Source organism: Kineosporia sp. A_224 (genome assembly GCF_002198655.1).
Taxonomy (GTDB): Bacteria; Actinomycetota; Actinomycetes; order Actinomycetales; family Kineosporiaceae; genus R-H-3.
This window is the reverse complement of the sequence record NZ_MWLN01000191.1, coordinates 122029-146668: the sequence shown is the minus strand read 5'-3', so window position 1 is coordinate 146668 and position 24640 is coordinate 122029. Positions and strand designations below refer to the sequence as shown.

Below are 24640 nucleotides of genomic sequence, written 5' to 3'. Positions count from 1 at the left end.
TTCGTGAGGAGCTCAATGGGCTGTCGCTGCGTCAGCTCGCGGGCGCCTGGGCCGCCGGCGCGACCGACGTGCCGGTCGCGAGCGCGACCGCGTGCGGGACGGCGGTCGGTCGGTAGTCGGGGGCGCAGTCGGCCATGACCCGCAGGGCGGTCCGTGCCAGGTGGTTGGCGAGTCCGGCCAGGGCTGCGCGGTCGTCGCCCGCGGTCAGCGCCTCGAGGATGGCTGCGTGCTCGCCCTCGCCGGCAGACTGCCAGCCGGACGGCTCGGACTGCTGGTAGATCCTGATGTAGCGGACGCTGCGGTCCTCCAGCGACTTCAGCTGGCGCAGAAGTGGCTGCGGCGCCCCGACGGTCATCGTCCGGTGGTACTGGTGATGCGCGGCGAACCATGCGGGGAAGTCCCCGGTCCGGGCCGCGCGCCGCATCGTGGCGAGGATCTTCGCTCCCTGGCGCCGTTCCTTCTCGCCGAGCGAGTCGATGGTCATCGACAGTGCCAGGGTCTCCAGGGTGATCCGGCAGGCGTAGTCGGAGTCGAGCTCGGCGGCGTCGAAGCCGGCGACCCGCATCCGCTGGTTCGGCTCGGACTCGACGAACCCCTCTTCCTGCAGCATCCGCAGCACCTCGCGCAGTGGTGTCCGGCTCACGCCGAGCTGGTCGGCCAGCGCCACCTGCGACAGGGTCGTCCCCGGCGGCAGTCGACCGTCGAGGACGCAGTCGCGCAGGTAGGCGTGCAGATAGGGGATCGCCTGCCGGACCTCGGGCAGGTCCACGCGGTCGATGCCGGGGATGCGGGGAGCCGTGCGCGCCATGGCCCCATCATGCCGCAGCGCAGGTAAGTGCATACAGATCCCACCCTTGACACCTCGCCGTAACTGCATACAGTTTGGCTCACGCCAAAGGAGGTGACCCGTGCCGGTCGATCGGGACGCGATGCTCAACGTCGACCTGTGGGTCATCCTCTGGTCGCCCGCTCCCGCGGTGGACGCCGCGGTCGTCGAGGCGGTCCTGGACGAGCACCTGGCCTGGATGCTCGACGGCGAGGCCGCGGGCCGCGTCGTGGCGTCCGGGCCGCTCACCGCAGGCCCGCTGGCGCGACCGGGGGCGGGGATGACCGTCCTGCGGGCCACGGACGAGGACGACGCTGCCGACTTCGCCCGTCAGGACCCGTTCTACCGCAAGGGGATCCGCACGTTCGACGTGCACCGGTGGCGCGTCATGGAAGGCAGCGTCACCGTCCGGGTCTCGTTCGGGACCGGCACGTACGGCATCGCCTGACGACGCCCGTCAGCACCGTCAGCTCCGCCACATCCGTCAGATCTGTGAGCACCGGCAACGACGCCGAGAGGAGACCATCGATGACCAGCGTGGGAGTCATCGGCCTGGGCAAGATGGGCCTGCCGATCGCCCGCAACCTCCTCGAGCGCGGGTTCCCGGTCACGGGCTACCGCCGGACCCCCGTCGACGAGCTGACGGCGCTCGGAGGAACCTTCGCCGGCTCGCCCGGTGAGGTCGCCGCAGCCTCGACCGTCATCATCTCGATCCTCCCTGACGTCGATGCCCTGCGCGAAGTGGTCCTGGGCCCGGACGGGACCGCGGCCCACCTGCGGCCGGGAACGGTGCACATCGAGATGAGCACGCTGGACGTCGACGCGAAGCAGGTCCTGCGGGACGTCGTTCGGGACAGGGGCGGGGACATGCTCGACTGCCCGATCAGCGGCACCCCCGCCATGGTCGCGCCGAGAGCGGCCACCACCTTCGCGTCCGGTGAACCGGCCTGCGTCGACGCGGTCCGGCAGGTCCTCGACGCGATCTCCGGCCCCTGGGTGTACGCGGGCGCGTTCGGCTCGGGCGCCCGACTCAAGTACGTGGCCAACCTCCTCGTCGCCGTCCACACGGTCGCCACCGCTGAGGCCCTGCTCCTGGCGCACCGCAGCGGCCTGGACCTCAAGCTGGTCCAGGACGCCGTCAGCGGCTCCATCGCCGGGTCGACGATCTGGGACCGGCGCGGCCCGTTGGTCGCCGGCCGCACCTGGACGCCGGCGCCCGGCCCGATCGGCACGCTGCACCTCATCCTCGAGCAGATCGAGGCCCAGGCCGGCGCGACCGGCACGACGCTGCCGGTCTTCGCCGCCGCCAAGGACCTCTTCGACAAGGCCGTGGCCGAGGGCTGGTCAGACCTCGACATCGCGGCCGTGCACGACCAGCTCTCCGGGCAGGACCCGTTCCAGCACGACGAGGAGGACACCCCGTGAGCCCTTGGTCGCTGGTGACGGTGCGACGCGACGGCGAGGACTTCCTCGCCGTCCGGCTCGCCGACGGCAGTCTCGTCCAGCCGCCCCCGCTCAAGGCCTGGACCAGGATGACCGACCTGCTCGACGACTGGCCCGCCGCGGAGCCCGTCCTGCGCGACCTGGACGTGGAGGCTCCTGCCGCGGTCGCAGGCGCCCAGGTCCTGGCGCCGCTGCTCTACCCCCGCAAGGTCCTCTGCGCCGGCGTCAACTACCGCGACCACATCGCGGAGATGGGTGCTCAGGCACCGGACTCCGGGTGGACCCCGTTCTTCTTCCTCAAGCCGCCCACCACCACCGTCATCGGCCCCTACGACGACGTCCCCGTCGGCGACGACGTCCGGGACGGCCTGGACTGGGAGGCCGAGCTCGCCGTGGTGATCGGGCGCGGCGGCCGGGGCATCGGCGTCGACGAGGCGATGAGCCACGTGGCGGGGTACTGCGTGTCCAACGACCTCACCGCCCGCGCCCGCCATCGCCGCACCAACGTGCCGGCCCCGGCCTTCGCCTACGACTGGTTCGCCTCCAAGGCACGCGACGCCTCACTGCCGCTGGGGCCCGGCATCACCCCGGCCTGGATGGTCGAGGACCCCCAGACGTTGCGCGTCCAGCTCTGGGTCAACGACGAGCCGCAGCAGGACGGCAACACCAGGGACATGATCTGCGACATCCCCACCCTGATCTCGGCCGCCAGCGCCGGAGTCACCCTCGAGCCCGGGGACGTCATCCCCACCGGCACTCCGGCCGGGGTCGGGGTGACGCGCGGGCTGACCCTCAAGCCCGGCGACGTCGTCCGCACCCGGATCGAGGGCCTGGGTGAGCTCTCCAACCGGATCGTCGCCCGGACCTCGCCCTGACGGTTGCCCCCGACCGCGCCCGCAGCACAGACCAGCACCCCCAGGAGAACGCCATGATCTTCGTCAGCCACGCACTGCCGGTCAACGCCCCCGACCAGCCCGCCCTCACCCGCGCCGACGTGTGGGAGGGACTGGTGCGCAAGGCGAACAACGCGCTGCCGTTCGTCCCGGCCATGACCGAGTGCCAGGTCGTCGAGCGGCTGTCCGCCACCGTCTTCGATCGCGACATCGTCTTCCGCGGCCAGTCCTTCCGGGAGCGGATCACGCTCGAGGAGCCGCACCGGGTCGTCTTCACCCGGACCGCCGGACCGGTCCTCGGCACCATCGCCAACGAGGTCGAGGGCGACGGCGACGACCTGCAGCTCCGCTTCAGCTTCGCGCTCACCGTGGAAGGCGTCCCCGGTGGGAGCGCGGAGGAGGCGGCGTACGCCGACGGCATGACCGCGGACTACCTCAAGGCCGTCGCCGCCACCCTCGACGCCATGCGCCGGATCGCGCGTGGCGAGGCCGCCTGACCACCCGAACGCCGCACCGCACGGAACCCGACCCCACTTGGAGGAAGCCATGTCCCACTGGATCGACGACTACTACGCCGACGTCGACGCGATGCGGCTCGACGCCTACATCGCCCGGCACAGCGACGACGCCGTCGTCGTCTTCGGCAACAACCCGCCCGCCGTGGGCAAGGAGGCGATCGCCGGCGCGATCGGCGGCTTCTGGTCGATGATCGGCGGCCTGAGCCACCACCAGCGCAACCTCTGGTTCGTCGACGACGGCAGCACCGCCGTCCTCGAGGTCGACGTCGACTACACCACGCACGGCGGGGCGCACGTCGTCGTCCCCTGCGTCTCCCTGCTCGACAAGAACGCCGACGGCCTCGTCACCAGCCTGCGGGTGCACATCGACCTCGCCCCGCTCTTCGCCCAGATCGGCGCCGAGCAGGCGGCCGCCGAGCGGGCGGTGGCGCAGTGAGCCTCGACCACGCAGGCCGGATCGCCGTCGTCACCGGCGCGGCGACCGGCATCGGCCGCGCGTACGCTGAACGACTCGCCGCCGACGGCGCCACGGTCGCCATCCTCGACCGCGACGACGCCGCGGCGGTCGTCTCGCAGATCGAGGCCGCCGGCGGCAAGGCGGCCTCGTTCCGCGTCGACCTCACCGACCCCGACGCCGTCCTGCGGGCCCGCGACGAGGTCCAGGCGAGCCTCGGGACCGCGTCGGTCCTCGTGAACAACGCCGGCATCTACCCCAACGAGCCGTTCGAGGGGATGCCCTTCGCGAACTGGCAGACGATCTTCGACGTCAACGTCAACACGATGTTCCACACCACCCAGGCGTTCGCTCCCGGCATGCGGGCCAACGGGTTCGGGCGCATCGTCAACATGACGTCGAACTCGGTCAACCTCGTCATCCCCGGGTTCACGCACTACATCGCCAGCAAGATGGCCGTCATCGGTCTCACCCGCGGTCTCGCGACCGAGCTCGCCGACGCGGGCATCACCGTGAACGCCGTCGGCCCGAGCCTGGTCCGCACCGCCACCACCGAGGCCGGCCCGGCTGTCTTCTTCGAGGTCGTCCCGCAGATGCAGGCGATCAAGCGGGTCCAGGTCCCCGCTGACCTCACCGGGACCGTCTCGTTCCTGGCATCGGAGGACGCCGGGTTCATCACCGGCCAGACGTTCTGGGTGGACGGCGGTCTGGCGCGCTCATGAGCCGGCCGCTGCAGTGACCACGACGACCGGTCCCGGTCCGGACCCGGCGGCACCCGTCGCCGCGAGCCTCGTCGACGCGGCACGGGCGATGGCAGGACTCGGGCTCGTGTCCGCGTTTGGCCACGTCTCGTGCCGCCTCGACACCGGGTCCGGTCGGCGTCGCACGATCCTCGTCACCGGGCCGGTCCCCCTGGCCACTGTCACCACCGACGACCTCGTCACCGTCGACGTCGACACCCGGACCCTGCCGGCCGGGGCGCCGCCCGAGACCTGGGCGCACCTGGCCGTCTACCGCCAGGCAGACGCGGTCGCCGCCGTCGCCCGCGCGATGCCGCCGTCGTCCTTCGCCGTCGGTGTGGATCCGGCGACGCGGCAGCTCCCCTGCCTCCACGGGCAGGCCGCATGGCTCGGTGGCGCGGTGAACGTCCACGACCACGCCGCGCTGCTGCGTGACCCTTCCGCCGCGGCCGACGCGGCACAGGCGTTCGGTGCCGCCGCCGCTCTCGTGCTGCGGGGCAACGGGGCTTTGACCACGGGTGCCACCCCGGCGGAAGCCGTCACCCGGATGTGGCTGCTCGAGTCCGCCTGCCGGCTCGCCCTCGACGCACCCGATGCCGCGATCCCCCTGACACAGGCCGAGATCGAGTCCTGGCAGCAGGCTGCGGGACCCTTGCTGCAGCGGCTCTGGGGTTATCTGCGGACCGCTGCCACCACCGACCACCATCCCGCTCGCACCCGACCGATGGCCTAGAGGAGAACCGACGATGATCACCGGGCTGCACCACTACGCGCTCGCCGTGCCCGACCTCGGCCTCGCAGACACCTTCCTGCAAGGGTTCGGCCTCGAGACCGGCGAGAGGTCCGGCGCCCTCGTCGGCCGCTGCCCCGGCCGCGACCAGGACCAGGTGCGGATGGTCGAGGGCCCCACGAAGCAACTGCACCACCTGTCGTTCTCGGTGGCCCCCGGCGGCCTGGACGCGCTCCGCGAGCGGCTCGAGCGCGCCGGCGTCGCCGCGACCGACCCGCCCGCCGGCGCTCCGGACGAGGGGGTCTGGGTCGTCGATCCGCACGGCACCGCGGTGCAGCTCCTCGAGACCGAACCCGCCCCTGCGCGCGCCGTCCCGGACGTCCTGCACAACGTCGGCGGCACCTACCAGCGGTTCGACACCCCCGCCTGGCGCAATGTCGACGACGTGCTGCCCCGGCGTCTCGGGCACTGCCTCGTGTTCACCCCGGACCAGGCCGCCTCCACGGCCTTCTACGTCGACGTCCTCGGCTTCGCCGTCAGCGACCGGATCACCGGCAAGGTCACCTTCCTCAACGCGGGCCCCGGCGACCACCACGTCTTCGGGTTCATCACCAGCAGCCACCCCGGCTTCCACCACGCCAGCTACGAGGTCCCTTCCATCGACGCGATCGGCGTGGGTGCGCGCCGGCTGCAGCAGACCGGCTGGGCCAAGGGCTGGGGCCTGGGGCGGCACACCATCGGATCGAACTACTTCCACTACACCCAGGACCCCTGGGGCAGCTGGATCGAGTGGTTCAGCGACATCGACCAGATCCGCGACTGCTGGGTCCCCAACGACTGGGACGTCCCGCCGCACCTGTGGGGGACGCCCCCGCCCGAGGACTTCCTCACCAACCGCGAGCCACAGCGGTAAGCCCGCCCTTGCGCCGTCTTGTCGGACCGTTGCGCGCGGCGTCCTGGACAACCAGGCGCAGTTCCATCGTCCGACGACTTGGTTCCGGCTGACCGTTCCGGGCGTGTTCTGCGAGAACCGCCGCAACGTCTCGGTGCTCGCCGTGACCGGCCTGCCCGAGATGCGTAGAGTGATCACTCCTGGTCGATTGATGCTCGCCCCGCGTCGTCAGTGCCGATCACGTCTGCGTCGGGTGCCCTGACATAGGTGGTTGCCATGACCGAACGAACACAGACAGCCGCTCCCGTGAATGCCCTCGCCGGGTTGGGTCGGCACTGGGGGCTGGTCCTGGCCGTCGGGCTGGTGAACGTCGGTGCCGGCGTCCTGGCCCTGACGTGGCCCGGGATCACTCTCGTCGTTGCGGCGGTCCTGTTCGGGATCCAGCTGATCGCGACCGGGCTGTTCCGTCTGATCGCCGCGTTCTCGGACGACGCGGTCGACGGAGGGGTACGGGCGCTGCTGGCAGTGCTCGGCATCCTGTCGCTGGTCGCTGGGGTGTACGCCGTCCGGCATCTACTGGTGACGTTGACGGTCCTGGTGCTGCTGCTGGGGATCTTCTGGTTCGTCAACGGCGTGGTGGAGGTCGTCATGGGCCTCGTCGCCCCGTCGCCGCCGGGGCGGGCCTGGCAGGTCGGCTCCGGGGTGCTCAGCGTCCTCGCGGGCGTCGTCGTCCTGGCCTACCCGGAGCTGACGCTCGTGGGGCTGGCCGTGATCCTCGGCGTGTGGCTGCTCGCCTACGGCATCGTCGGGATCCTCGTCGCTGTGCGCCTGAGGTCGTACCGGCACGACGCGCCGGCCCCCTTCGCCGCGTAGCGTTCCGGCACCGTGCGGCGCCGGGCCCGCGCTCAGCCCGCCGGCTTCGTGGTCCTGCCCATCCGGAGGTCACGGACCGGCCGGTAGCGGTCGTAGAGCACGACGATCAGAGAGATCAGCAGCACGAAGAACAGCGCGTGGTCGAGATGGAAGCGTGCGCTCAGCAAGCTGCCCGCGGCGACCGTGACGACGTTCAGCCCGCAGACGGCCAGGAAGGCACGCACCGTGCCCTCGATGCTGCGCCGACGCTGGGCGAGCGCCAGGCCGACCGCGGAGTTCACGACGAGCAGGACAGCGACGGCCACCAGGGTGTGCAGCGGGGTCATGGTCGAGCCCGGCAGGATCTGCGCGAAGTCCACGCACACCAACCCGACGAGGACCACTTTCAAGGCGAGGTTCGCATCGAGCATGCGCCAGTTCACGGCGCGGAACGCGCTGCGCTCGGCCGCGGTGCCGAGCTCGTGCGGCAGCGGCGGCGCCACGAGCGTCACAGCGTGGTCCGCCGGTGGCAGCCGGTACCTGGCGGCCCACCAGGCCGTGAGGCACAGGGCGGCGACGGCCGCTGCCAGGCTCGGCAGCACCCAGGTGTGGGCGGCGGCCTCGTCGGTGAAGTCGAGCTGGGCCACGTGGATCCACCACTCCTGCGGCAGCTTCACGAACACCCAGATCACCGCGACCAACGCGACGACCAGCCGACCGGGGAGGCGCGCCGGGTCCCACCTGAGCGCGATCGCCTCGTAGGCGATGAAGAAGTACTCGAAGGTGTTGGGGAACACCAGGAGCAGCCACCGCCAGGAGGCCGGTTCACCGGCGTCGTGGACGATCTCGAAGAGGGTGACGCCGGCGAGCCGGTAGAGCCAGAGGAACTGCGCGGAGACGACGGCAGCCGGGTTGGTCCAGTTCCGCAGGGTCGCCGCGTACGCCACCGACAGGTAGTAGACGTCGAGCGCCTTGTCGTAGCCCTGGTACTCGTTCTCGACCTGGGCCCAGAAGGGCGCGGAGAGCTGGGTCTGGAAGACCGTCTGGTCGACCCCGTCGATGACCAGGCACGCGACGATGGCCGGTAGCGGGAACACGGGGATGAGCAGCGGCACGAACAGCCTCAGCGCGACCACGAGCACGACGATCCCGACGTCCCAGACAGTGCTGTCCATGCGATGTCGCCTTCCGCCGGGAACGCAGTGATCAGGGTATCTGCATGAGCGGCCCTCCGACCCTTGTCGATCACCCGAGTTACGGGGACGATGAGACGATGGCGCAACGCAGCGATCCGGATGCCCTGCTCGCCCGCCTCCATGAGCTGTACATGGACCTGCACGCACATCCTGAGTTGTCCTTCGCCGAGCACCGCACCTCCGGGATTGCCGTCAAATGGTTGCAGGACAACGGGTATGGCGTCGTCGAGGGCATCGGCGGGACCGGCGCCGCGGGCGTGCTGACGACCGGCCCGGGCCCGGTCGTCCTGCTACGGGCCGACATGGATGGCCTGCCGGTGCTCGAGGACACCGGGCTCCCGTATGCGAGCCAGGAGCGGGGCACGGACCCCGACGGGCACGACGTGCCGGTGATGCACGCGTGCGGGCACGACCTGCACGTCACGTGCCTGCTCGGTGCGGCAGCACGACTTGCCGCCGACCGCTCGTGGCAGGGGACCGTCGTCGCGCTGCTGCAGCCGGCCGAGGAGCTCGCCCGCGGTGCCGGCGCGATGGTCGCCGACGGCCTCTACGACCGTGTGCCCCGGCCGGACGTCGTCCTGGGCCAGCACGTGGCGCCGCTGCCGGCCGGCGTGATCGGTCTGCGTCCCGGTGCGGCGTTCGCCGCCACCGACAGCTTCCGGGTGACGCTCCACGGCACCGGTGGGCACGGGTCACGGCCCGAGGCCACGGTCGACCCGGTCGTGATGGCCGCCGCGACCGTGCTGCGCCTGCAGACGCTCGTGTCGCGCGAGGTCGCCGGCGCCGACACCGCCGTCCTCACCGTCGGGGCGCTGCGGGCCGGCACGAAGTCGAACATCATCCCTGACCGCGCGGAGCTGCTCGTCAACGTCAGGAGCTACGACCCCGCCGTCCGCGAGCGGATCCTGGCCGGGATCACGCGGATCGTCGACGCCGAGGCGCAGGCGTCCGGCGCCCCGCGGCCGCCCACCATCAAGACGATCGAGTCCGCCCCTCCGGTCGTCAACGACGAGACGGCCAGCGCACGCATGCGCCTGGCGCTGGAGTCGGTGGTGGGGCAAGGGCACGTCGTCGACCCCGGTCCCGTCACCGGCAGCGAGGACGTCGGGGTGCTGGCGAGTGCTGCCGGCGTGCCGTGCGTGTTCTGGCTGCTCGGTGGCGCCGACCCCGCGCTCTTCGCGCAGGCCCGCGACCTGGACGCCATCCGCTCGGTGATGGCGTCGATCCCGTCCAACCACTCACCTGCCTACGCCCCGGTCCCGGTGCCGACCATCGGCATCGGGGTGGACGCGCTCGTCGCGACCGCGCGGGCATGGCTCTCCGCCAGCCGAAGCGGTTGAGCCGCTACGACCGCCGCCAGGTCGGTCGCTGGATCACCGGGCTGGTCATCAGCGCCCTGCCGCTGGCCGCGGTCGGCCTGAGCCAGTGGCATGCCAACGCGGGACTGGTCTACGCCGGGATCCTCCCCGCGGTGACGGCGCTCCTGGTCGATGCGCGGGTCGCTGCGGGCGTCGTCCTGCTCACGCCGGCACTGATGTTCGCCGGGCTGGTGCTCGGACCGACCCCCTGGGCAGGGGCTGTGCTGCTCGCGGCCGTCGGTGCGGCCACGGGCTGGGTCGCCCGATACGGTCTTGCGACGGCCGGCACGTACGTCGCTGTCGAGGTCGCTCTCGCCACCATCGCCCAGCCGGACGCGACGTTCCTGCTCGTGCGCTCGCCCACCACGCTGCGCAACGCCGTCGAGGTCGCGGCCTACGTCCTCGTCGCGGGCATGTGGGTGGTCGTCGTCGGCACGCTCCTGCTGCACGACATCCCGCGCCGGCGGCCCGACCCCGTCCCGGCCCGGGTCGCCCGCGAGTACGGCGCCGTCCTGGCGGTGCTCGCCGGCGGCTTCGGCTGGGCGGCCCTGTCGTGGCTGCCCGGCGGCAACTCGTGGTGGGTGCTGCTCACCCTGTTCGTGGTGCTCCAACCCACCACGAAGGCGACCCGGGACCGCGCCGTGCAACGCATCCTCGGCACGGTCGCCGGAGCCGCCGCAGCCTCGGTGCTCGCACTGGCCATCCAGTCGCCGCGCGCCACCGCCCCGTTGGGGGCGGTCCTGGCGCTGCTGACCCTGGCGGCCACCCTCTCAGCACCGTACTGGCTCTACACCACCGCCCTCACCATGACGATCATCGTCACGACGTTCGCTCCGCAGACGGTGGAGGGCGGTGGCCGGGAACGGATCCTGTTCACCGTCGTCGGAGCGGTCGCAACCGCCGCGGTGTCCACGGCCGCGCACTGGCTGCTCTCACGAGCCCGCCCCGTGGTGCCGGCGGCCGGCTGACTCAACGGAACCTGTCACCCGCCGGTGGACCGCCGCGCCCGGGTGACCAGGCTCTCGTGACCCGCACGGTGCGTCGTCAGGCGGCGCCACGTCAGGACGCCGACACCCGCCGCGAGCAGCCCTGGGACGGAGATCCCGCCGAGCATGGGCCCGACGCGCCGGGAGACGAGCTGCCCGGCCGCCAGCACCGAGGCCGAGGCGAGGAGCCCGTCGACGAGACGGTCGGCGGCGCCGTCCGCGTCGTGGACCCGGAGGTCGACCCCGAGCCTGCCCGTCTTGAGCTGCTCGAGGACCGACGCGAGATCGCCCGGGAGGTCCGAGAAGAAGTGCTCCCACTCGCGTGCGGTCCGGGCCATGTGGTGTGCGAGGCGCTTCGGGTCGAAGCGTGCCGAGGCCATGGCGCCGACGCGGGGTGCGAGAAGCTCGGTGACCCGGATGTCCGTGCCGACGTTCCTGCCGAGTCCTTGCAGGCGAAGCAGCACCCGGAAGAGCAGAGCCAGGTCGGCGGGGAGCACGAGATGGTGCTTGCGCATCAGCTCCATGCCGCTGGCGATGATGCCCGCCATGTCGAGGTGTGCCACGCCCGCCAGCAGGTAGCGGTCCATCCAGGCGCCGAGGTCCGCACCCAGCGCCCGCACGTCGGTGTCCGGCGGAGGGCTCGTCAGCTCCAGGCACACGTCGGTCAGCTGCTCGGTGTCCCTGGCGACCACCGCGATGACGAGCGACTCGAGCTGGTGGCGGCGCTGGGCGCTCAGGCGCCCCACGTCACCGAAGTCGAGGATGGCCAGGTGCGAGGCATCGGGCAGCAGGAAGTTCCCGGGGTGCGGGTCCGCGTGGTAGACCCCGTCGCGGAAGATCATGTCCAGGTAGATCTCCGCGGCCCGACGGACCAACGTGTCGGGGTCCCAGCCGGTCTCCTCGATGGCGGCCCGGTCGGAGAACGTCGCGCCGGTGACCAGGCCCATCGTCACCACGCGTCGGGAGCAGAGGTCCGGGTAGACCTTCGGCACGACCACGTCGGTCTCGGCGGCGAAGTTGGCCGCGAACGCCTGGAGGTTGTCCCGCTCGTCCCGCAGGTCGATCGCCGATCGCATCATCTGCCGGAACTCGCCCACCAGGATGCTCGGGCGGTACTGCGCGATCTCCGGGTCCTTGGCCTCCAGGTATCCGGCCAGCGCGACCATCAGCTGGAGGTCACCCTCGACCCGCTCGGCGGCGCCGTCGTGCAGGACCTTGACGACGACCGCCGTCCCGTCCTTGAGCCGTGCATGGTGCACCTGGGCCACCGAACCCGAGGCGAACGCCTCGACCTCGAACGAGCCGAACAGGTCGTCGGTCGGGCCGAGCTCGGCCTCGACGCACGCGTGGGCCCGGCCGGGCGGGTCGGCGGGAACCTGCGCCTGCAACAGCTCGAGCTCGTGCGCCACGTCGGCACCGACGACGTCGGGCCGCAGGCTCAGCATCTGACCGAACTTCACCCACGTCGTGCCCAGCTCGACGAGCGCGCCGCGCAGGCGCTCACCCGGGGACAGCAGGGCCAGGTCGCGGTCGGCGACGCGGCTGAGGGCCGTGGCGACCGGAGTCCCCTCGTCGAAGATCCCACGCCGACCGAGCAGGCCGGCCCACCCGTACCTCGCCAGCACGGCGGCGACCTCCGCGAGACGGTCGCGGTTGCGGAACATCGCCAGAGCCAACTCGTCCATGCGGCACCTTCGTCTCGACTCGCTGGATCCGTGGGACCTCGGTGCTCCGCACAGAGGTGGCGCTAGACCGTGATCTCGCCGCAGAGGTCCTGCTGCATCTCGCGACGGACGTCGTCCGGGTCCGCGTGACGGTCGAGCAGGACCATGAGCTTCGTGACAGCGGCCTCGAAGGTCATGTCGCCCGCGGAGATCGCGCCCGTCGACAGCAGCGCGGCACCGCTCGCGTACAGGCCGGCCTGGACCGTGCCGGCCCGGCACTGCGTGGTGACGACGACGGTGACGCCGCGGTCGACCGCCTGCTGGAGTCCGTCGAGGAACCACCGGTGGGTCGGCCCGTTGCCTGCGCCGTAGGCCTGCAGCACGACACCGCGCAGGCCGTCACGGGAGAGCGTCGCCGTCAGGGACGCCTCGTCGAAGGCGGGGTGCAGTTGGATGACGGCGACGTCGGTGGACATACCGCCCGGGCGGCGCAGAGGGCCGGTGCCGGGGGCGCGCACCAGGTCGGTCGCGTAGTCCAGCGACACCCCGGCGGTCGCGAGCGGCGCGAGGTTCGGCGACGCGAAGCCCCGGTAGCTGCTCGCATGCACCTTGGCCGCGCGGTTCCCGCGCAGCAGGACGTCGTTGAAGAAGATCGAGACCTCCGGCACCACCGGCGCACCCGTGAACCGTGCCGCGGCCACCTCGAGGGCGGTCGTGAGGTTCTCGCGACCGTCCGAACGGATCGAGGTGATCGGCCGTTGTGCCCCGGTCAGGACGATCGGGGTGGTGATGCCCTCGAGCAGGAAGCTCAGCGCGGAGGCGCTGTACGCCATCGTGTCGGTCCCGTGGAGCACGACCGAGCCGATGTGACCCGGGCTGTGCTCGACGAGCGCGTCGGCGATCGCCAGCCAGTCGGCGACGCCGATGGTCGCCGAGTCGATGGCCTCGTCGAACGCGGCCACGGTGAGTCCGACGGGCAGCTCGTGGGCCGTGGGCACGTACTTCATGAGGCTGTGCAGGTCGAGGGGGGCCAGGCCGCCGCCTGGTCCTTCCAGCATCCCGATCGTGCCACCTGTGTAGAGCACGAAAAGTCCCGGCCCATCAGCACCGAAGTGGCCGACGTCCTGCACCGTTGCGCCCATTGATCGACTGTAACGACAATGGTGCCGGCAGGGTACCCCTCAGGCGGGCGAAGACCGAACCTGTTCCGTGTCAAGGATTTTGGCCTTGAGCGACGCGAACTCCTCAGGTGTGAGCGTTCCCGCGGCCAGTAGCGCCTGCGCGCGGTCGATCTCGTCCACCGGCCCGGACCGGGCCGCGGCGTTGCGACGGGCCATGCCGGCCCCGTTGACGACGAGGTAGACCACCATGGAGATCACCGGGAGGACGAGGAAAGCCAGCACCCACAAGGCTTTCGTGCCGCCGGAGCTGCCTGGGTCCCGGAACATGTCGACCACGACGCTGAAGAAGAGCATCAGGTACGAGATCATGAAGAAGATCACGAGCAGGCTCCAGAGGAGCTCGGCCAGTCTCACGGCACCCTCCGTCGACGGTCACGACTGCGCGTTCCCGGGAGGGAGACGACCGCGACGGCCGACAGGCCCCGTCTGATCGGCGGCCCTCTCCGGTCGGAGAGTGACGACCAAGTGCCAGCCCCTGTTCGACTTTAGGCGCGAACGTCCGCCACGTCGACGGCCCCTTGGCACCCGAAACCCGTTTCAGGCAGCAGAAGTCCCTGGACCTGTGGGGAGGTCCGGCGCCCGCCCGCCGTCCCCGGACACGGAGCGCAGTGCATCTCCGCTGATCTGCACGCGCTTCGAGGCGAACTGCACGCCGTGCTCCGCGAACGACAGGTTGATCGCCTCCAGCAGTGACCGCTGGAGCGAGAACTGCCGCCCGGCAAGTGTTCTCACGAGCAGCCGCAACGTGATCCCTTCGGAGTCCAGCGCCTGCACCCCGAGGACCTCCGGCTGGCCGATGACGTCGGCGGCGAACGCCGGGCGCGCTGTGACCGTGTCCGCGGCTTCCAGCAACCACGTCCGGGCGGCGGCCACGTCGGTGCCGTGGACGACGGCGACGTCGACGAGAGCGACCGACCAGACCTGGGAGAAGTTGCCGACCTTGTCGATCTCGCCGTTGCGGACGTGCCACACCGTGCCGTTCACGTCGCGCAGCACCGTCTCCCGCAGAGTCATCTTCTCCACCACCCCGGTGGCCTCGCCGAGCCGGATCTCGTCGCCGATGCCGAAGTGGTCCTCGAGCAGGATGAGGACGCCGTTCAACAGGTCCTTGATGAGGCTCTGGGCGCCGAACGCCAGAGCGATCCCGATGAGTCCCGCGCCGGCGATGACGGGTTCGACGTCGAGGCCGAGGACGCCCAGGACGACGACCGCGACCACCGCCCAGACCAGAGCGGAGACCGAACTCGACACCGCGATCGCCACTGCGTTCGCGCGGGTCGAACGCCGGGCCTCGTCCTGGGTCGGCACCGCGAACGTCGTGGCGACGGCGACGGGGCCGTCCGCCTGAGGGGTGAGCGGGGTCGGCGCGCCGGTGGGCGGCGCCTTGATCAGCAACCGGTTGACCGTTCGGACGACGGTGCGGTGCACGACCCAGTTGAGCAGCCACCCCAGCAGGACGACACCCAGGACGGCGAGCGGCCGGCCCACCAGCCAGTCTGCGAGCCTGGCCCAGAAGCTGCTGTCGCCGGTGTGGTGGTACACCCAGGTACAGACGACACCCGTCTTCGGGCCGCAGACGCCAGGCGGGACTGCTTGGGCCGACCAGTGACTCGCCGCGAACGCCGAAATCGTCATGCGATCAGCATGCAGGAGGGGGCAAGGACCTCCAGGCGCTCATCGACCAGCCACACGTGCCGCTCGGATCGATGGGCACACTGAACCCCGGTCTCGTGGCTGGTCCGAAGCCGCGGCGCCGCTCGGCGCCTTTCGAGGGTGCGCCGCGCCCGTGGCTGCGAGCCAAGGCGTGCCGACCGTGCCCCGCTGTGAGGCATACAGGAGAGAGGTCGATCGATCTTCCGATTGTCTGTCGGACGGTCACTTTCGGACGGCTCCGAACGATCAGGTGCATCGCTGCTGATCAGAGGCTTGCCGCCGACTCCGGCCGTGGNTCATCGGGCGACGTGGACACCGCAAAACGACGAAGGGCCTTTGAACTGGAGGAATAGGTTGCGTTTCCCCAGTTCAGAGGCCCCTTTCGGTGGCCAGGGGCGGGGTCGAACCGCCGACCTTCCGATTTTCAGAAGACCACCGTCATCACGCCAAGCAGGCGTTGACCAGCGGTGTTGCCTTCCCTTGTCGGCTGCTTCGGATCTTCTGGGCGTCTCCTGGGCGGGACTGACCGCAACCCGCTGGTGATGGTCGTGGACCTCCGGACCGCTCGACGATCCATCGCCGGCACCCTCGGCTGGATCAGACTGCGTCCGTCGGCCTGTGGCACCGCGCTGTGGCGGGCGGCGCGCAGCCCGCAGAGATGTCAGGCGCGGCGGCCCGCCCAGGCGCGCGCCATGTCCACGAAGCGCCCGATCAGGCCGTCGTGACGGGCCTCCTCGGGGTGCCACTGGACGCCCACCACGGGAAGGTCGCCCTCGAGTTCGATGCCTTCGATCGCCCCGTCCTCGGCGGTGGCCACGGCCGAGAGCCGTGCACCCAGGCGGCCGATGGCCTGGTGGTGATGGCACAACGCGAGCACGGACGCCCCGGCCAGTGCGTGCACACGACTGCCGCCGGTCACGGAGACCTTGGTGGTGTCGAACCTGCCCTGTCCGCCGTGACGGTCGAAGGCGGGGTGGTCGCCGATGTGCTGGATCAGGTCCCCGCCGGCCCAGACGTTGAGGACCTGGGCGCCCCGGCAGACGGCGAGCACCGGCACGTCGAGCGCGATGGCTGCGCTCAATGCCTGGAGCTCTGCCTCGTCGCGGTCCGCGTGGGGGTCGTCGGTCCTCGGGTGCGGGCTCTGCCCGTACCGTCGCGGGTCGACGTCCGGGCCACCGGTCAGGACGAGGCCCTGGAGGCCTGCGACGAGGAGCGCATCGACGGGGGACCGGCCGGGGATGATGACCGGGATGCCGCCTGCGTCGGCGACCGCGTCGACGTACTCGACGGGGACCATCTCGGCCTCGCGGTCCCAGATGGCCCACTGCGCTCGTCCGCGATGCGCCGTCACGCCGATGATCGGACGGGTTCTGGTCACTGATGGCCTCTCAGGTGAGGTGACCGACGTGGCGCAGGAGCTCATGGCCGGCTCGGTCCGGATCTGTGCTGCCGATCCGGACCAGGTCCCCCGACCAAGAGTGGTCCGTCATCCCGGGGTTGTGCGTCGTGGTGCCGTCCGGCCAGAAGATCTGCGGGCTGCCCTGGATGGGCAGCTCCTTGCTCCGGCGGAACGCGTGCGCCACGTCGCTGCGCGGGTTGTCGTGCATCCACACCTCCACGACGCGGTCGACATCGAGGTCCGGATCGGTCTGCGCGGCGAGGCGCAGTGCGTGCCGGAGGCCGGCGAGCACGCTGACGTCGACGCCGTCCCGGAAGAACGCCAGCCGCAGGGCGTGGTCGACGTCCTCGGCCGCCCGCAGACCGTGCACCCGTTCCGCCGCGGCCACGAGTTCGAAGGCGGGCAGGAATGTGGACGGCCAGGAGCTGTCCGCGTAGCGGTTGAACAGCCCCGGTTCGTGGCCGGCCAGTGCAGCGGTCTCGGTAGTGACGATCGCGTGCGGTGTGCCGTGCCCGTTGACCCACTCCAGCGGCCAGGGGCGCGGCGCGAACGTGACGTCGAGCCCGTGCCGGTCCCGTGCCGCACGGAGCCGGTGGACGGCGATCAGGGCCCAGGGGCAGTGGATGTCGGACCAGACCTCGACGACGGCCGTCATCTCTCCAGCCTGCCCGACCCGGCCGGTCAGTGCGCCTCGGCGCCTGCGGACGCGAGCACCCGCGCGAAGCGGGCGAGACGGCGTCCCTGGTACCGCGCGCAGGCGAGCACCGTCTCGTCCGGCATCGTCGACGGGAAGCCCGCGGGCCACGACGTCCCGTACGGGTTGCCGCCCGCCGCGTACACGACGTCGTCGGTGTAGCCGAGCGGCAGGATGACGCAGCCCCAGTGGTAGAACACGTTCGTCAGCGACAGGATCGTCGACTCCTGCCCGCCGTGCTGCTCCGCGGACGACACGAACGTCGTCACCGGCTTGTCGGCGAGCTTGCCCTCGTGCCACAGCGGGCTCGCGGTGTCCAGGAACTGCTTGAGCTGCGCGGCCGGGGCACCGTAGCGGCTCGGGGTGCCGAAGGCGTAGCCGTCGGCCCACTCGAGGTCGCCCAGCGTGGCGACGGGCACGTCGTGGGTCTGCTCCACGTGGGCGGTCCACGCCGGGTTCGAGGCGATGGCGGACGGCGGTGCCAGCTCGGCGACGCGGCGCAGACGCACCTCGGCGCCGCTCTCCTGGGCGCCGGCCTGCACGGCCTCGGCGAGGCGGTGCACGGAGCCGGTCGAGCTGTAGTACGCGACGAGCAATCGGGGGGACATGCGCTTCTCCTGGGTGGCGGTGGACGGGGGTGCCCGCGGTGTCAGAGCACGACGGTGACGGTCTTCTCCTGCGTGTTCGCGTCGAGGCCGGCGCGGCCCAGCTCACGGCCCTGGCCGCTGAGCTTCGAGCCGCCCCACGGGAGCCGGGGGTCGAGCGGCGACCAGCCGTTGACGGCCACGGACCCTGCCTCGACCCGGCCCGCAACGTCGTGCGCCCGCGACAGGTCCGTCGTCCAGATGGTCGCGGCGAGTGCGTAGGCACTGTCGTTCGCCAGGTCGACGGCCTGCGCCTCGTCGTCGAACGGGATGACCGCCCCGACCGGCCCGAAGATCTCCTCGCGCGCGACGGTCATGGAGTTGGTGGCATCGGCGAGGAAGGTCGGCTGCACGAAGTAGCCCGGCCGGTCGGGGGCGGCGCCGCCGCAGGCGACGCGCGCGCCCTCGCTGCGGCCCAGCTCGATGTACTGCAGCACACGTCGTTGCTGCTTGCTGTTGATCAGGGCGCCCATCGTGGTGCCGGCATCGAACGGGTCGCCCAGGACGACCCCGGCGGCCAGCTCGACGAGGCGTGCGACGAACTCCTCGTAGACCTCTCGGGCGACGAGGATCCTGCTGCCGGCGGCGCAGACCTCGCCCTGGTTGGCGAAGATGCCGACCGCGACCCCCTGCGCGGCCTGCGCGAGGTCGGCGTCGGCGAAGACGATCTGGGGGCTCTTGCCGCCGAGCTCGAGGGTCGTCGGCGTGAAGCGCCGGGCCGCCGCCGCGGCAACGATCCGTCCCGTCTCGGGGCTCCCGGTGAACGAGATCTTGTCGACGCCGGGATGGTCGATGACCAGGTTGCCGGTCGTCGCGCCGCGCCCGGGCACGACGTTCAGGGTTCCGGCCGGCAGGCCTGCCTCGGCGGCAAGCTGTGCCAGCAGCAGGGAGGTCAGCGGTGCGTCCTCCGGCGGCTTGAGCACCACGGCACAGCCCGCAGCCAGGGCCGGCGCCAGCTTCCAGGCGCTGATCATGGTGGGTGAGTTCCAGGGCGTGATCGCGGCGACCACGCCGACCGGGCGGCGGACCGTGTAGCTGAGCGTCCGGCGGCCCATGTAGCCCGCGGTGGGGATCGACCGGCCCTCGAGCTTGTCCGCCCAGCCGGCGAAGTGCCGGAACGTGGCCACCGTCTGGGGCAGGTCGATGACGCGCGGCTCGAAGCCCGGCTTGCCGACGTCCAGCGACTCCAGGTCGGCGAAGTCGTCGGCGCGGGCCTCGACGAGGTCGGCGAGGCGGTTCAGGGCGCGCCCGCGTTCGGTGCCGTCGCTGCGTCCCCAGTCGCCGTCGACCGCGCGGCGCGCGGCGGTGACCGCGGCGTCCACCGTGGCGGCGTCGGCCTCCGTGACGGTCGTGATCGTCCCCTCGGTGACGGGGTCGATCACGTCGAAGGTCTGCGAGGTCGCCCGCTCCTGCCAGTCGCCGCCCACGAAGGGCAGGGCGGGCAGGGCGCGGGCGAGAGTCTGTGTGGCGACTCGATCGGCCATGAACGATAACCGTCCTTCCTGGGCGATAGTCGTACGATAGGCAGTGATCGTGGGGAAGGTCAACGGATCGGTGCGAGCGGACCGGCGGCGCGCGCCGGGACGACGTCCGGCTCCGTGACCGTGTTGGACCCCGCCAGTCGGGACGGGGGAGTATTCGGTCATGAGCGCGACCACCGGCGAGACCTCGCAGACGCTGGACCGCGGGCTGACGGTGCTGTCGCTGCTCGCCGGCAGCAGTGACGGGCTGACCGCGGCCGAACTGGCGGCCGAGCTGTCGACCGCACGGGCCGTCGTCTACCGCCTGCTGCGGACGCTCGAGGCGCACCGGCTGGTGGGTCGGGTCGGGTCCCGCTACGTGCTGGGCATCGGGATCGCGGAGCTCGCCAGCCGACTCCGGCCGCGACTGCAGGCGACGGCGTTGCCGATCCTGCGCCGGCTGAGCGAGGAGACGGGCAGCACGGCCCTGCTCAGCGTCGCGGACGGCGACCAGGCGCTCGTCCTGCTCGCCGAGGAGCCGCCGCAGAGCACGCTCCACCTCGCGGTCCGCGAAGGGGCCCGGCATCCGCTGGCTGTCGGGGCCGACGGCGTCGCGATCCTCTCCGGGCGACCCGCCCAGCCGGGCGAGGGGCCGGACGTCGCGCTCGCCCGGCGGCAGGGGTATGCGTTCAGCGTGGGGGCGCTGACGCCGGGGGCGCTCGGGGTCGCGGCGCCGATCCGCACGTCGGACTGGGCGACGGCCAGCATCGGCGTCGTCCGGCTCGGGGTCGAGCTGGACGGCGATGCGTTGCCCGAGGCGGTCACGGCGGCGGCCGACGAGGCCGTCCGTCGCCTCAAGGGCGTCTTCGGGGACGCGGCGCTCACTCCCTGACGCACCGCCCGGCGGCGCTCGTGCGCCGTCCTTGCGCTGTCCGTGCGCCATCGGCCACGCGAGCGCCCTCGCTGCCCTGTGCGGCGTCCTGCCGTGCGTCGGGGCGGGTCGCGCGAGAGGTGCGCCCCGAGCCGGGGTCCGCGGCCGTCGGGCCGGTGGCGCTGCGGGCGCGTCGACGACGATTCCCGACCGGGGGCTTCCGCTGCGCGTGATCGCCGTCTATCGTCCTGATTAACGAACAGTCTGTCCGTTAATCGTACTGGAGCCTTCATGGTCACGGCGGTCCGAAGTGGCGCGGAGGCGGTGGTCGACGCTGCCGTCGCGCGAGGTGTCAGCGTGTGCTTCGCCAACCCGGGCACCACCGAGATGCCGCTGGTCGCCGCCCTGGACAGCCGCCCGGGGCTGCGGGCCGTCCTCGGCCTCCAGGAGAACGTGTGCACCGGCGCGGCCGACGGGTACGCCCGGGTCAGCGGCCGGCCGGCCGCGACGTTGCTGCACCTCGGCCCCGGCCTCGCGAACGGCCTGGCGAACCTGCACAACGCCATGCGCGCGCACAGCCCGGTGGTGAACGTCGTCGGCGACCACATGACGTGGCACCGCGCCTTCGACACCCCGCTGACGTCGGACATCGCCGCGCTGGCCCGCACCGTCGGCCAGGTCCTGACGACCCGCAGCCGCCAGAGCGTCGCGCAGGACGTCGTCGACGCCGTCGACGAGGCGCGCACCGGACGGCGCGTCGTCACGCTGATCGTGCCGGCGGACCACCAGCAGGCGGAGCTCGCGGAGCCGCCGCATGGCGGCGACGTCGCCGACCGGCCGCTGCCCGCCGTCGACGGCGACCGGGTGCGGCAGGTCGCGGACGCGTTGCGGCGGGCCGGGTCCCGCGCCGTCCTGCTGCTGGGGGCCGGCGCGCTGTCCGCCGACGGCCAGCACGCGGCCGCCCGGATCGCGGCCCACCTGGGTGCGACCGTCTACAGCGAGACCTTCCCCGCCCGCACCGAACGCGGAGCGGGCCTGCCCGCCGTCGACCGGCTGCCCTACTTCCCGGAGCGCGCCGTCGAGGCGCTGGGCGGTGCCGAGGCCGTGGTCGTCGTCGGTGCCCGGCCGCCGGTGGCGTACTTCGGCTACGCCGGGACGCCGAGCGAGCTCGCCCCCGCCGGGTCGGTGCTCTGCCTCGCGGGCCCGCTGGAGGACGCGCGGACAGCTCTCCTCGAGCTGGCGGACCTGGTGACGCCGGCCCCCGTTCCCGGACGCCGGGCCGCGGGGCCCGTGGTCGACGGGCCTGCAGCGGCACCCCCGGACGACACGGTCCTGACCGCGCACTCGGCGGTGCACGTCGTCGCCGGCGCGCTTCCCGAGGGGGCCGTGGTCTCGGTCGAGGGCGGCACGCTCGGCTACCCCTTCTTCACCGCCGGCGCCACGGCCGCTCCGCACACCGTGCTCACGAACACCGGAGGTGCGATCGGCCAGGGGCTTCCGTGCGCGCTGGGCGCGGCGGTCGCGGCGCCCGACCGGACGATCGTGGCGCTCCAGTCGGACGGCAGTGGCCTCTACACCGCACAGGCGTTGTGGACGATGGCGCGGGAGCGGGCGCGCGTGGTGGTCCTCGTCTGCGCGAACCGGGTGTACGGCGTGCTGCGCGCCGAGCTGGGCCGCCATGGCCAGTCCGTGGCCGCGACCCAGGCGGCGGCGCTCACCAGCCTGGACGACCCGGCCGTCGACTGGGTCGCGCTCGCGACGTCGTTCGGCGTCCCCGCCTCCAGCGTGCGCACCGTCGGGCAGCTGCGGGCGGCGTTCGACGACGCTGTCCGGGCCGACGGGCCGGTCCTCGTGGAGGTGGTCCTGTGAGCGCGGGGCCGGCGGGCGCCGTCCCCGCGACGGTGCGCCGGTTCCTCGGCCGTGACCACGGCCTGTTCGTCGACGGCACCTGGCGTCCCGCCCTGTCCGGCCGGACGACGGACAGCGTGGACCCGGCCACCGGCCTCCCTCTCGCGCGCCTGGCCGTCGCGTCGACCGCCGACGTCGACCTGGCCGTGGACGCGGCGCGCCGGGCACTCGCGGACCCGCGCTGGCGCGACCTCTCCCCGTTGCAGCGCGGAGACCTGCTGTACCGGCTGGCCGAGCTCGTCGAGGCCCACGCCGACGAGCTGGCGGTGATCGAGTCGCTGGACAACGGCAAACCCGTCGCAGTGGCCAAGGCCGTCGACACCGGAACGACCGCCAAGCTGTTCCGGTACTTCGCGGGCTGGCCCAGCAAGCTCGAGGGCGCCACCATCCCGGTCTCCCCGCGCGGTGGCCTGCGCATCCTCAACTACACGGTGCATGAACCCGTCGGCGTGGTCGGCGCCATCGTGCCCTGGAACTTCCCGGTGTCGATGGCCGCGTGGAAGCTCGCTCCCGCGCTGGCCGCCGGCAACACCGTCGTCCTCAAGCCCGCGCTGGAGACCTCGCTGTCGACGCTGCGGCTGGCCGAGCTGGTCGCGGAGGCCGGCTTCCCGCCCGGCGTCGTCAACGTCGTCACCGGGGACGGCGCAGAGGTCGGGGGAGCGATCGCGGCCCACCCCGGTGTCGACAAGGTGGCCTTCACGGGGTCGACGCAGGTCGGCCGGTCGGTGACGACCGCGGCGCTCGGCAACATGAAGAAGGTCTCGCTGGAGCTCGGCGGAAAGTCCCCGCACGTCGTGCTGCCCGACGCGGATCCGGTCGTCGTCGCCGAGGCCGCGTGCGACGCCATCTTCTTCAACCAGGGGCAGACCTGTACGGCCGGCTCGCGACTCTACGTGCACAGCGACCTCTACGACGCGGTGATGTCCGCGGTGGTCGAGCAGGCGCGCCGGATCGTCGTCGGGCCCGGGCTCGACCCACGGACCCAGATGGGCCCGCTGGTGTCCCGGCGTCAGCTCGGCACGGTGAGCGACTACATCAGCAGCGGCCTCGAGCAGGGCGCGACCCTGGCGACCGGCGGTGGTCGCCCGTCCGGTCTCGACGGTGCCCTCGCGGGCGGGTACTTCCTGGAGCCGACGGTGCTCACCCGGACGACGCACGCGATGCGCGTGGTGCAGGAGGAGATCTTCGGGCCCGTCCTGGTGGCCATGCCGTGGGACGACCTCGACGACCTGGTGGTCAAGGCCAACGACACGCCCTACGGCCTCTCCGCCGGGATCTGGACGAACGACCTGACCCGGGCGCACCGGGTCGCCGCCGCGATCAAGGCGGGCACGGTGTGGGTCAACTGCTACAACCTCACCGACCCCGCATCGCCGTTCGGCGGCTACAAGCAGTCCGGCTGGGGGCGCGAGATGGGCCGCGCCGTCCTGGAGCAGTACACCGAGACCAAGAGCGTGTGGGTGAACCTGTCATGAGCGCAGTCGTGGACGCCTCGGAGCTGAAGGGCCAGGTGGCCGTCGTCACCGGCGGCGGGCAGGGCATCGGCCGCGCGGTGGCGCGCGCCCTGGCGCTGCGCGGCGCGGACGTCGTGATCGCAGCACGGCGGGCCGCGGTCCTGGAACGGACCGCCGCCGAGCTGCAGGCCGACGTGCCGGGCCGTGTCGTCCCCGTCGTGGCGGACACCACGGACGACGCGTCCGTCCTCGCCCTCGCGCAGGCGGCCGACGCGCTGGGCCGGGTGGCGGTCCTGGTGAACGGTGCCGCGGCGCCGGCGGGCCTGGTGCGCAACGACATCGCGACCGCCGACCCCGACGCCCTCCTCGCGGACCTGGACACCAAGGTCGTCGGCTACTTCCGCTGCATCAAGGCACTCGCACCGGCCATGCGACGGCACGGTTACGGCCGCGTCGTCAACATCGGAGGCCTGACGGGGCGGTCGAGCCACGCGCTGTCCGGGATGAGGAACGTTGCCGTCGTGCACCTGACGAAGGCGCTGTCCGACCAGCTCGGGCCTGACGGCATCACCGTCAACACGCTGCACCCCGGCGTCGTCGAGTCCGAGCACATCCACGAGCTCTACGCCAAGAACGCGGCGGCCGAGGGCATCACGCCCGAGCAGGTCGAGCAGAACTTCATCGCCCGCACGCCGATCCGCAGGGTGCTCACCGAGGACGAGGTCGCCGAGGCGGTCTGCTTCCTGGCCGGGCCGCGCTCGGGCGGCATCACCGGCGAGTCCATCGGCATCGACGGCGGCCTGAGCCGCGGCATCTTCCTCTAG

25 protein-coding genes are annotated in these 24640 nt (G+C 72.1%); 15 read left to right on the top strand and 10 right to left on the bottom strand.

Annotated features, from left to right (window positions below; all coding sequences use genetic code 11):
* Nucleotides 1-31: 31 nt before the first annotated feature.
* Entirely contained in the window at nt 32-808 is a 777-nt protein-coding gene (locus tag EDJALFJO_RS21010; protein WP_088288259.1) for a GntR family transcriptional regulator, read from the bottom strand.
* Between the two features lie 100 nt (nt 809-908).
* Here EDJALFJO_RS21010 and EDJALFJO_RS21005 point away from each other — a divergent pair, with 100 nt between their 5' ends.
* The 9 genes from EDJALFJO_RS21005 (at nt 909) to EDJALFJO_RS20965 (ending at nt 7369) form a co-directional block, all read left to right on the top strand.
* Nucleotides 909-1274, top strand: a complete 366-nt coding sequence (locus EDJALFJO_RS21005) for a YciI family protein (protein WP_088288258.1) — start codon at nt 909-911, stop codon at nt 1272-1274.
* Nucleotides 1275-1354: 80 nt separating this feature from the next.
* Nucleotides 1355-2251, top strand: a complete 897-nt coding sequence (locus EDJALFJO_RS21000; RefSeq protein ID WP_088288257.1) for an NAD(P)-dependent oxidoreductase — start codon at nt 1355-1357, stop codon at nt 2249-2251.
* Nucleotides 2248-3144, top strand: coding sequence for a fumarylacetoacetate hydrolase family protein (locus tag EDJALFJO_RS20995; protein WP_198950506.1), 897 nt, complete (start codon nt 2248-2250; stop codon nt 3142-3144). Before EDJALFJO_RS21000 ends, EDJALFJO_RS20995 begins: the two co-directional genes overlap by 4 nt.
* Before the next feature lie 53 nt (nt 3145-3197).
* A complete protein-coding gene (locus EDJALFJO_RS20990; RefSeq protein ID WP_088288256.1) occupies nt 3198-3659 on the top strand; it encodes an SRPBCC family protein in 462 nt (153 codons plus the stop codon).
* Nucleotides 3660-3708: 49 nt separating this feature from the next.
* Entirely contained in the window at nt 3709-4116 is a 408-nt protein-coding gene (locus tag EDJALFJO_RS20985; protein ID WP_088288255.1) for a nuclear transport factor 2 family protein, read from the top strand.
* The gene (locus EDJALFJO_RS20980) at nt 4113-4856 is read left to right on the top strand and encodes an SDR family NAD(P)-dependent oxidoreductase (RefSeq protein ID WP_088288254.1); all 744 of its coding nucleotides are present in this window, start codon (nt 4113-4115) and stop codon (nt 4854-4856) included. The genes EDJALFJO_RS20985 and EDJALFJO_RS20980 overlap by 4 nt, the downstream gene beginning before the upstream one ends.
* Before the next feature lie 13 nt (nt 4857-4869).
* Nucleotides 4870-5607 carry a class II aldolase/adducin family protein gene (locus EDJALFJO_RS20975; RefSeq protein WP_198950505.1) on the top strand — a complete coding sequence of 246 codons (738 nt, stop codon included), beginning with the start codon at nt 4870-4872 and terminating at the stop codon, nt 5605-5607.
* Between the two features lie 13 nt (nt 5608-5620).
* The gene (locus EDJALFJO_RS20970; RefSeq protein ID WP_088288253.1) at nt 5621-6517 is read left to right on the top strand and encodes a VOC family protein; all 897 of its coding nucleotides are present in this window, start codon (nt 5621-5623) and stop codon (nt 6515-6517) included.
* Between the two features lie 255 nt (nt 6518-6772).
* Nucleotides 6773-7369 (top strand): HdeD family acid-resistance protein, encoded by a 597-nt coding sequence (locus tag EDJALFJO_RS20965; RefSeq protein ID WP_088288252.1) that lies wholly within the window; start codon nt 6773-6775, stop codon nt 7367-7369.
* Nucleotides 7370-7401: 32 nt separating this feature from the next.
* Here EDJALFJO_RS20965 and EDJALFJO_RS20960 read toward each other — a convergent pair whose 3' ends face one another.
* Nucleotides 7402-8523, bottom strand: coding sequence for a hypothetical protein (locus tag EDJALFJO_RS20960; protein WP_088288251.1), 1122 nt, complete (start codon nt 8521-8523; stop codon nt 7402-7404).
* Nucleotides 8524-8621: 98 nt separating this feature from the next.
* Between EDJALFJO_RS20960 and EDJALFJO_RS20955 the strand changes: the two genes are divergently transcribed.
* Nucleotides 8622-9884, top strand: coding sequence for an amidohydrolase (locus EDJALFJO_RS20955; protein WP_088288250.1), 1263 nt, complete (start codon nt 8622-8624; stop codon nt 9882-9884).
* On the top strand, nt 9857-10870 hold the full coding sequence (locus EDJALFJO_RS20950; RefSeq protein WP_088288249.1) for an FUSC family protein: 1014 nt from the start codon (nt 9857-9859) through the stop codon (nt 10868-10870). The genes EDJALFJO_RS20955 and EDJALFJO_RS20950 overlap by 28 nt, the downstream gene beginning before the upstream one ends.
* A 14-nt stretch (nt 10871-10884) precedes the next feature.
* Here EDJALFJO_RS20950 and EDJALFJO_RS20945 read toward each other — a convergent pair whose 3' ends face one another.
* The 8 genes from EDJALFJO_RS20945 to EDJALFJO_RS20910 all read right to left on the bottom strand — a co-directional run bounded on the left by EDJALFJO_RS20945 (nt 10885) and on the right by EDJALFJO_RS20910 (nt 19607).
* A complete protein-coding gene (locus EDJALFJO_RS20945; RefSeq protein ID WP_088288248.1) occupies nt 10885-12573 on the bottom strand; it encodes an AarF/ABC1/UbiB kinase family protein in 1689 nt (562 codons plus the stop codon).
* Between the two features lie 62 nt (nt 12574-12635).
* Nucleotides 12636-13694, bottom strand: a complete 1059-nt coding sequence (locus EDJALFJO_RS20940) for an asparaginase (protein WP_088288247.1) — start codon at nt 13692-13694, stop codon at nt 12636-12638.
* Nucleotides 13695-13733: 39 nt separating this feature from the next.
* Nucleotides 13734-14087: an SHOCT domain-containing protein gene (locus tag EDJALFJO_RS20935; RefSeq protein ID WP_198950504.1), complete on the bottom strand. Its 354-nt coding sequence runs from the start codon at nt 14085-14087 to the stop codon at nt 13734-13736.
* A gap of 183 nt (nt 14088-14270) precedes the next feature.
* On the bottom strand, nt 14271-15368 hold the full coding sequence (locus tag EDJALFJO_RS20930) for a mechanosensitive ion channel family protein (RefSeq protein WP_088288246.1): 1098 nt from the start codon (nt 15366-15368) through the stop codon (nt 14271-14273).
* 679 nt (nt 15369-16047) lie between these two features.
* Complete coding sequence (locus EDJALFJO_RS20925) at nt 16048-16737, bottom strand: gamma-glutamyl-gamma-aminobutyrate hydrolase family protein (protein ID WP_158220510.1); 690 nt, start codon at nt 16735-16737, stop codon at nt 16048-16050.
* A 37-nt stretch (nt 16738-16774) separates the two neighbouring features.
* Complete coding sequence (locus EDJALFJO_RS20920) at nt 16775-17440, bottom strand: DsbA family protein (RefSeq protein ID WP_088288244.1); 666 nt, start codon at nt 17438-17440, stop codon at nt 16775-16777.
* Nucleotides 17441-17466: 26 nt separating this feature from the next.
* Complete coding sequence (gene wrbA, locus EDJALFJO_RS20915; protein WP_088288243.1) at nt 17467-18087, bottom strand: NAD(P)H:quinone oxidoreductase; 621 nt, start codon at nt 18085-18087, stop codon at nt 17467-17469.
* A gap of 41 nt (nt 18088-18128) precedes the next feature.
* On the bottom strand, nt 18129-19607 hold the full coding sequence (locus tag EDJALFJO_RS20910) for an aldehyde dehydrogenase family protein (RefSeq protein ID WP_088288242.1): 1479 nt from the start codon (nt 19605-19607) through the stop codon (nt 18129-18131).
* Between the two features lie 160 nt (nt 19608-19767).
* On the opposite strand from EDJALFJO_RS20910, the gene EDJALFJO_RS20905 reads away from it, so the two are divergent.
* The 4 genes from EDJALFJO_RS20905 (at nt 19768) to EDJALFJO_RS20890 (ending at nt 24640) form a co-directional block, all read left to right on the top strand.
* Entirely contained in the window at nt 19768-20475 is a 708-nt protein-coding gene (locus EDJALFJO_RS20905) for an IclR family transcriptional regulator (RefSeq protein WP_088288241.1), read from the top strand.
* 270 nt (nt 20476-20745) lie between these two features.
* Nucleotides 20746-22323 carry an acetolactate synthase large subunit gene (locus tag EDJALFJO_RS20900; RefSeq protein WP_088288240.1) on the top strand — a complete coding sequence of 526 codons (1578 nt, stop codon included), beginning with the start codon at nt 20746-20748 and terminating at the stop codon, nt 22321-22323.
* Nucleotides 22320-23837: an aldehyde dehydrogenase gene (locus tag EDJALFJO_RS20895; RefSeq protein WP_088288239.1), complete on the top strand. Its 1518-nt coding sequence runs from the start codon at nt 22320-22322 to the stop codon at nt 23835-23837. Before EDJALFJO_RS20900 ends, EDJALFJO_RS20895 begins: the two co-directional genes overlap by 4 nt.
* Nucleotides 23834-24640, top strand: a complete 807-nt coding sequence (locus EDJALFJO_RS20890; RefSeq protein WP_198950502.1) for an SDR family NAD(P)-dependent oxidoreductase — start codon at nt 23834-23836, stop codon at nt 24638-24640. Before EDJALFJO_RS20895 ends, EDJALFJO_RS20890 begins: the two co-directional genes overlap by 4 nt.

What these genes read in the sequence shown, in the direction of transcription:
- EDJALFJO_RS20920 (WP_088288244.1), bottom strand. Translation starts at nt 17,440, where the DNA reads ATGACGGCCGTCGTCGAGGTCTGGTCCGACATCCACTGCCCCTGGGCC.
- EDJALFJO_RS20985 (WP_088288255.1), top strand. Translation starts at nt 3,709, where the DNA reads ATGTCCCACTGGATCGACGACTACTACGCCGACGTCGACGCGATGCGG.
- EDJALFJO_RS20910 (WP_088288242.1), bottom strand. Translation starts at nt 19,607, where the DNA reads ATGGCCGATCGAGTCGCCACACAGACTCTCGCCCGCGCCCTGCCCGCC.
- EDJALFJO_RS20955 (WP_088288250.1), top strand. Translation starts at nt 8,622, where the DNA reads ATGGCGCAACGCAGCGATCCGGATGCCCTGCTCGCCCGCCTCCATGAG.
- EDJALFJO_RS20970 (WP_088288253.1), top strand. Translation starts at nt 5,621, where the DNA reads ATGATCACCGGGCTGCACCACTACGCGCTCGCCGTGCCCGACCTCGGC.
- EDJALFJO_RS21010 (WP_088288259.1), bottom strand. Translation starts at nt 808, where the DNA reads ATGGCGCGCACGGCTCCCCGCATCCCCGGCATCGACCGCGTGGACCTG.
- EDJALFJO_RS20930 (WP_088288246.1), bottom strand. Translation starts at nt 15,368, where the DNA reads ATGACGATTTCGGCGTTCGCGGCGAGTCACTGGTCGGCCCAAGCAGTC.
- EDJALFJO_RS20940 (WP_088288247.1), bottom strand. Translation starts at nt 13,694, where the DNA reads ATGGGCGCAACGGTGCAGGACGTCGGCCACTTCGGTGCTGATGGGCCG.
- EDJALFJO_RS20945 (WP_088288248.1), bottom strand. Translation starts at nt 12,573, where the DNA reads ATGGACGAGTTGGCTCTGGCGATGTTCCGCAACCGCGACCGTCTCGCG.
- EDJALFJO_RS20990 (WP_088288256.1), top strand. Translation starts at nt 3,198, where the DNA reads ATGATCTTCGTCAGCCACGCACTGCCGGTCAACGCCCCCGACCAGCCC.
- wrbA (WP_088288243.1), bottom strand. Translation starts at nt 18,087, where the DNA reads ATGTCCCCCCGATTGCTCGTCGCGTACTACAGCTCGACCGGCTCCGTG.
- EDJALFJO_RS20905 (WP_088288241.1), top strand. Translation starts at nt 19,768, where the DNA reads ATGAGCGCGACCACCGGCGAGACCTCGCAGACGCTGGACCGCGGGCTG.
- EDJALFJO_RS20965 (WP_088288252.1), top strand. Translation starts at nt 6,773, where the DNA reads ATGACCGAACGAACACAGACAGCCGCTCCCGTGAATGCCCTCGCCGGG.
- EDJALFJO_RS20900 (WP_088288240.1), top strand. Translation starts at nt 20,746, where the DNA reads ATGGTCACGGCGGTCCGAAGTGGCGCGGAGGCGGTGGTCGACGCTGCC.
- EDJALFJO_RS20950 (WP_088288249.1), top strand. Translation starts at nt 9,857, where the DNA reads ATGGCTCTCCGCCAGCCGAAGCGGTTGAGCCGCTACGACCGCCGCCAG.
- EDJALFJO_RS21000 (WP_088288257.1), top strand. Translation starts at nt 1,355, where the DNA reads ATGACCAGCGTGGGAGTCATCGGCCTGGGCAAGATGGGCCTGCCGATC.
- EDJALFJO_RS20960 (WP_088288251.1), bottom strand. Translation starts at nt 8,523, where the DNA reads ATGGACAGCACTGTCTGGGACGTCGGGATCGTCGTGCTCGTGGTCGCG.
- EDJALFJO_RS20890 (WP_198950502.1), top strand. Translation starts at nt 23,834, where the DNA reads ATGAGCGCAGTCGTGGACGCCTCGGAGCTGAAGGGCCAGGTGGCCGTC.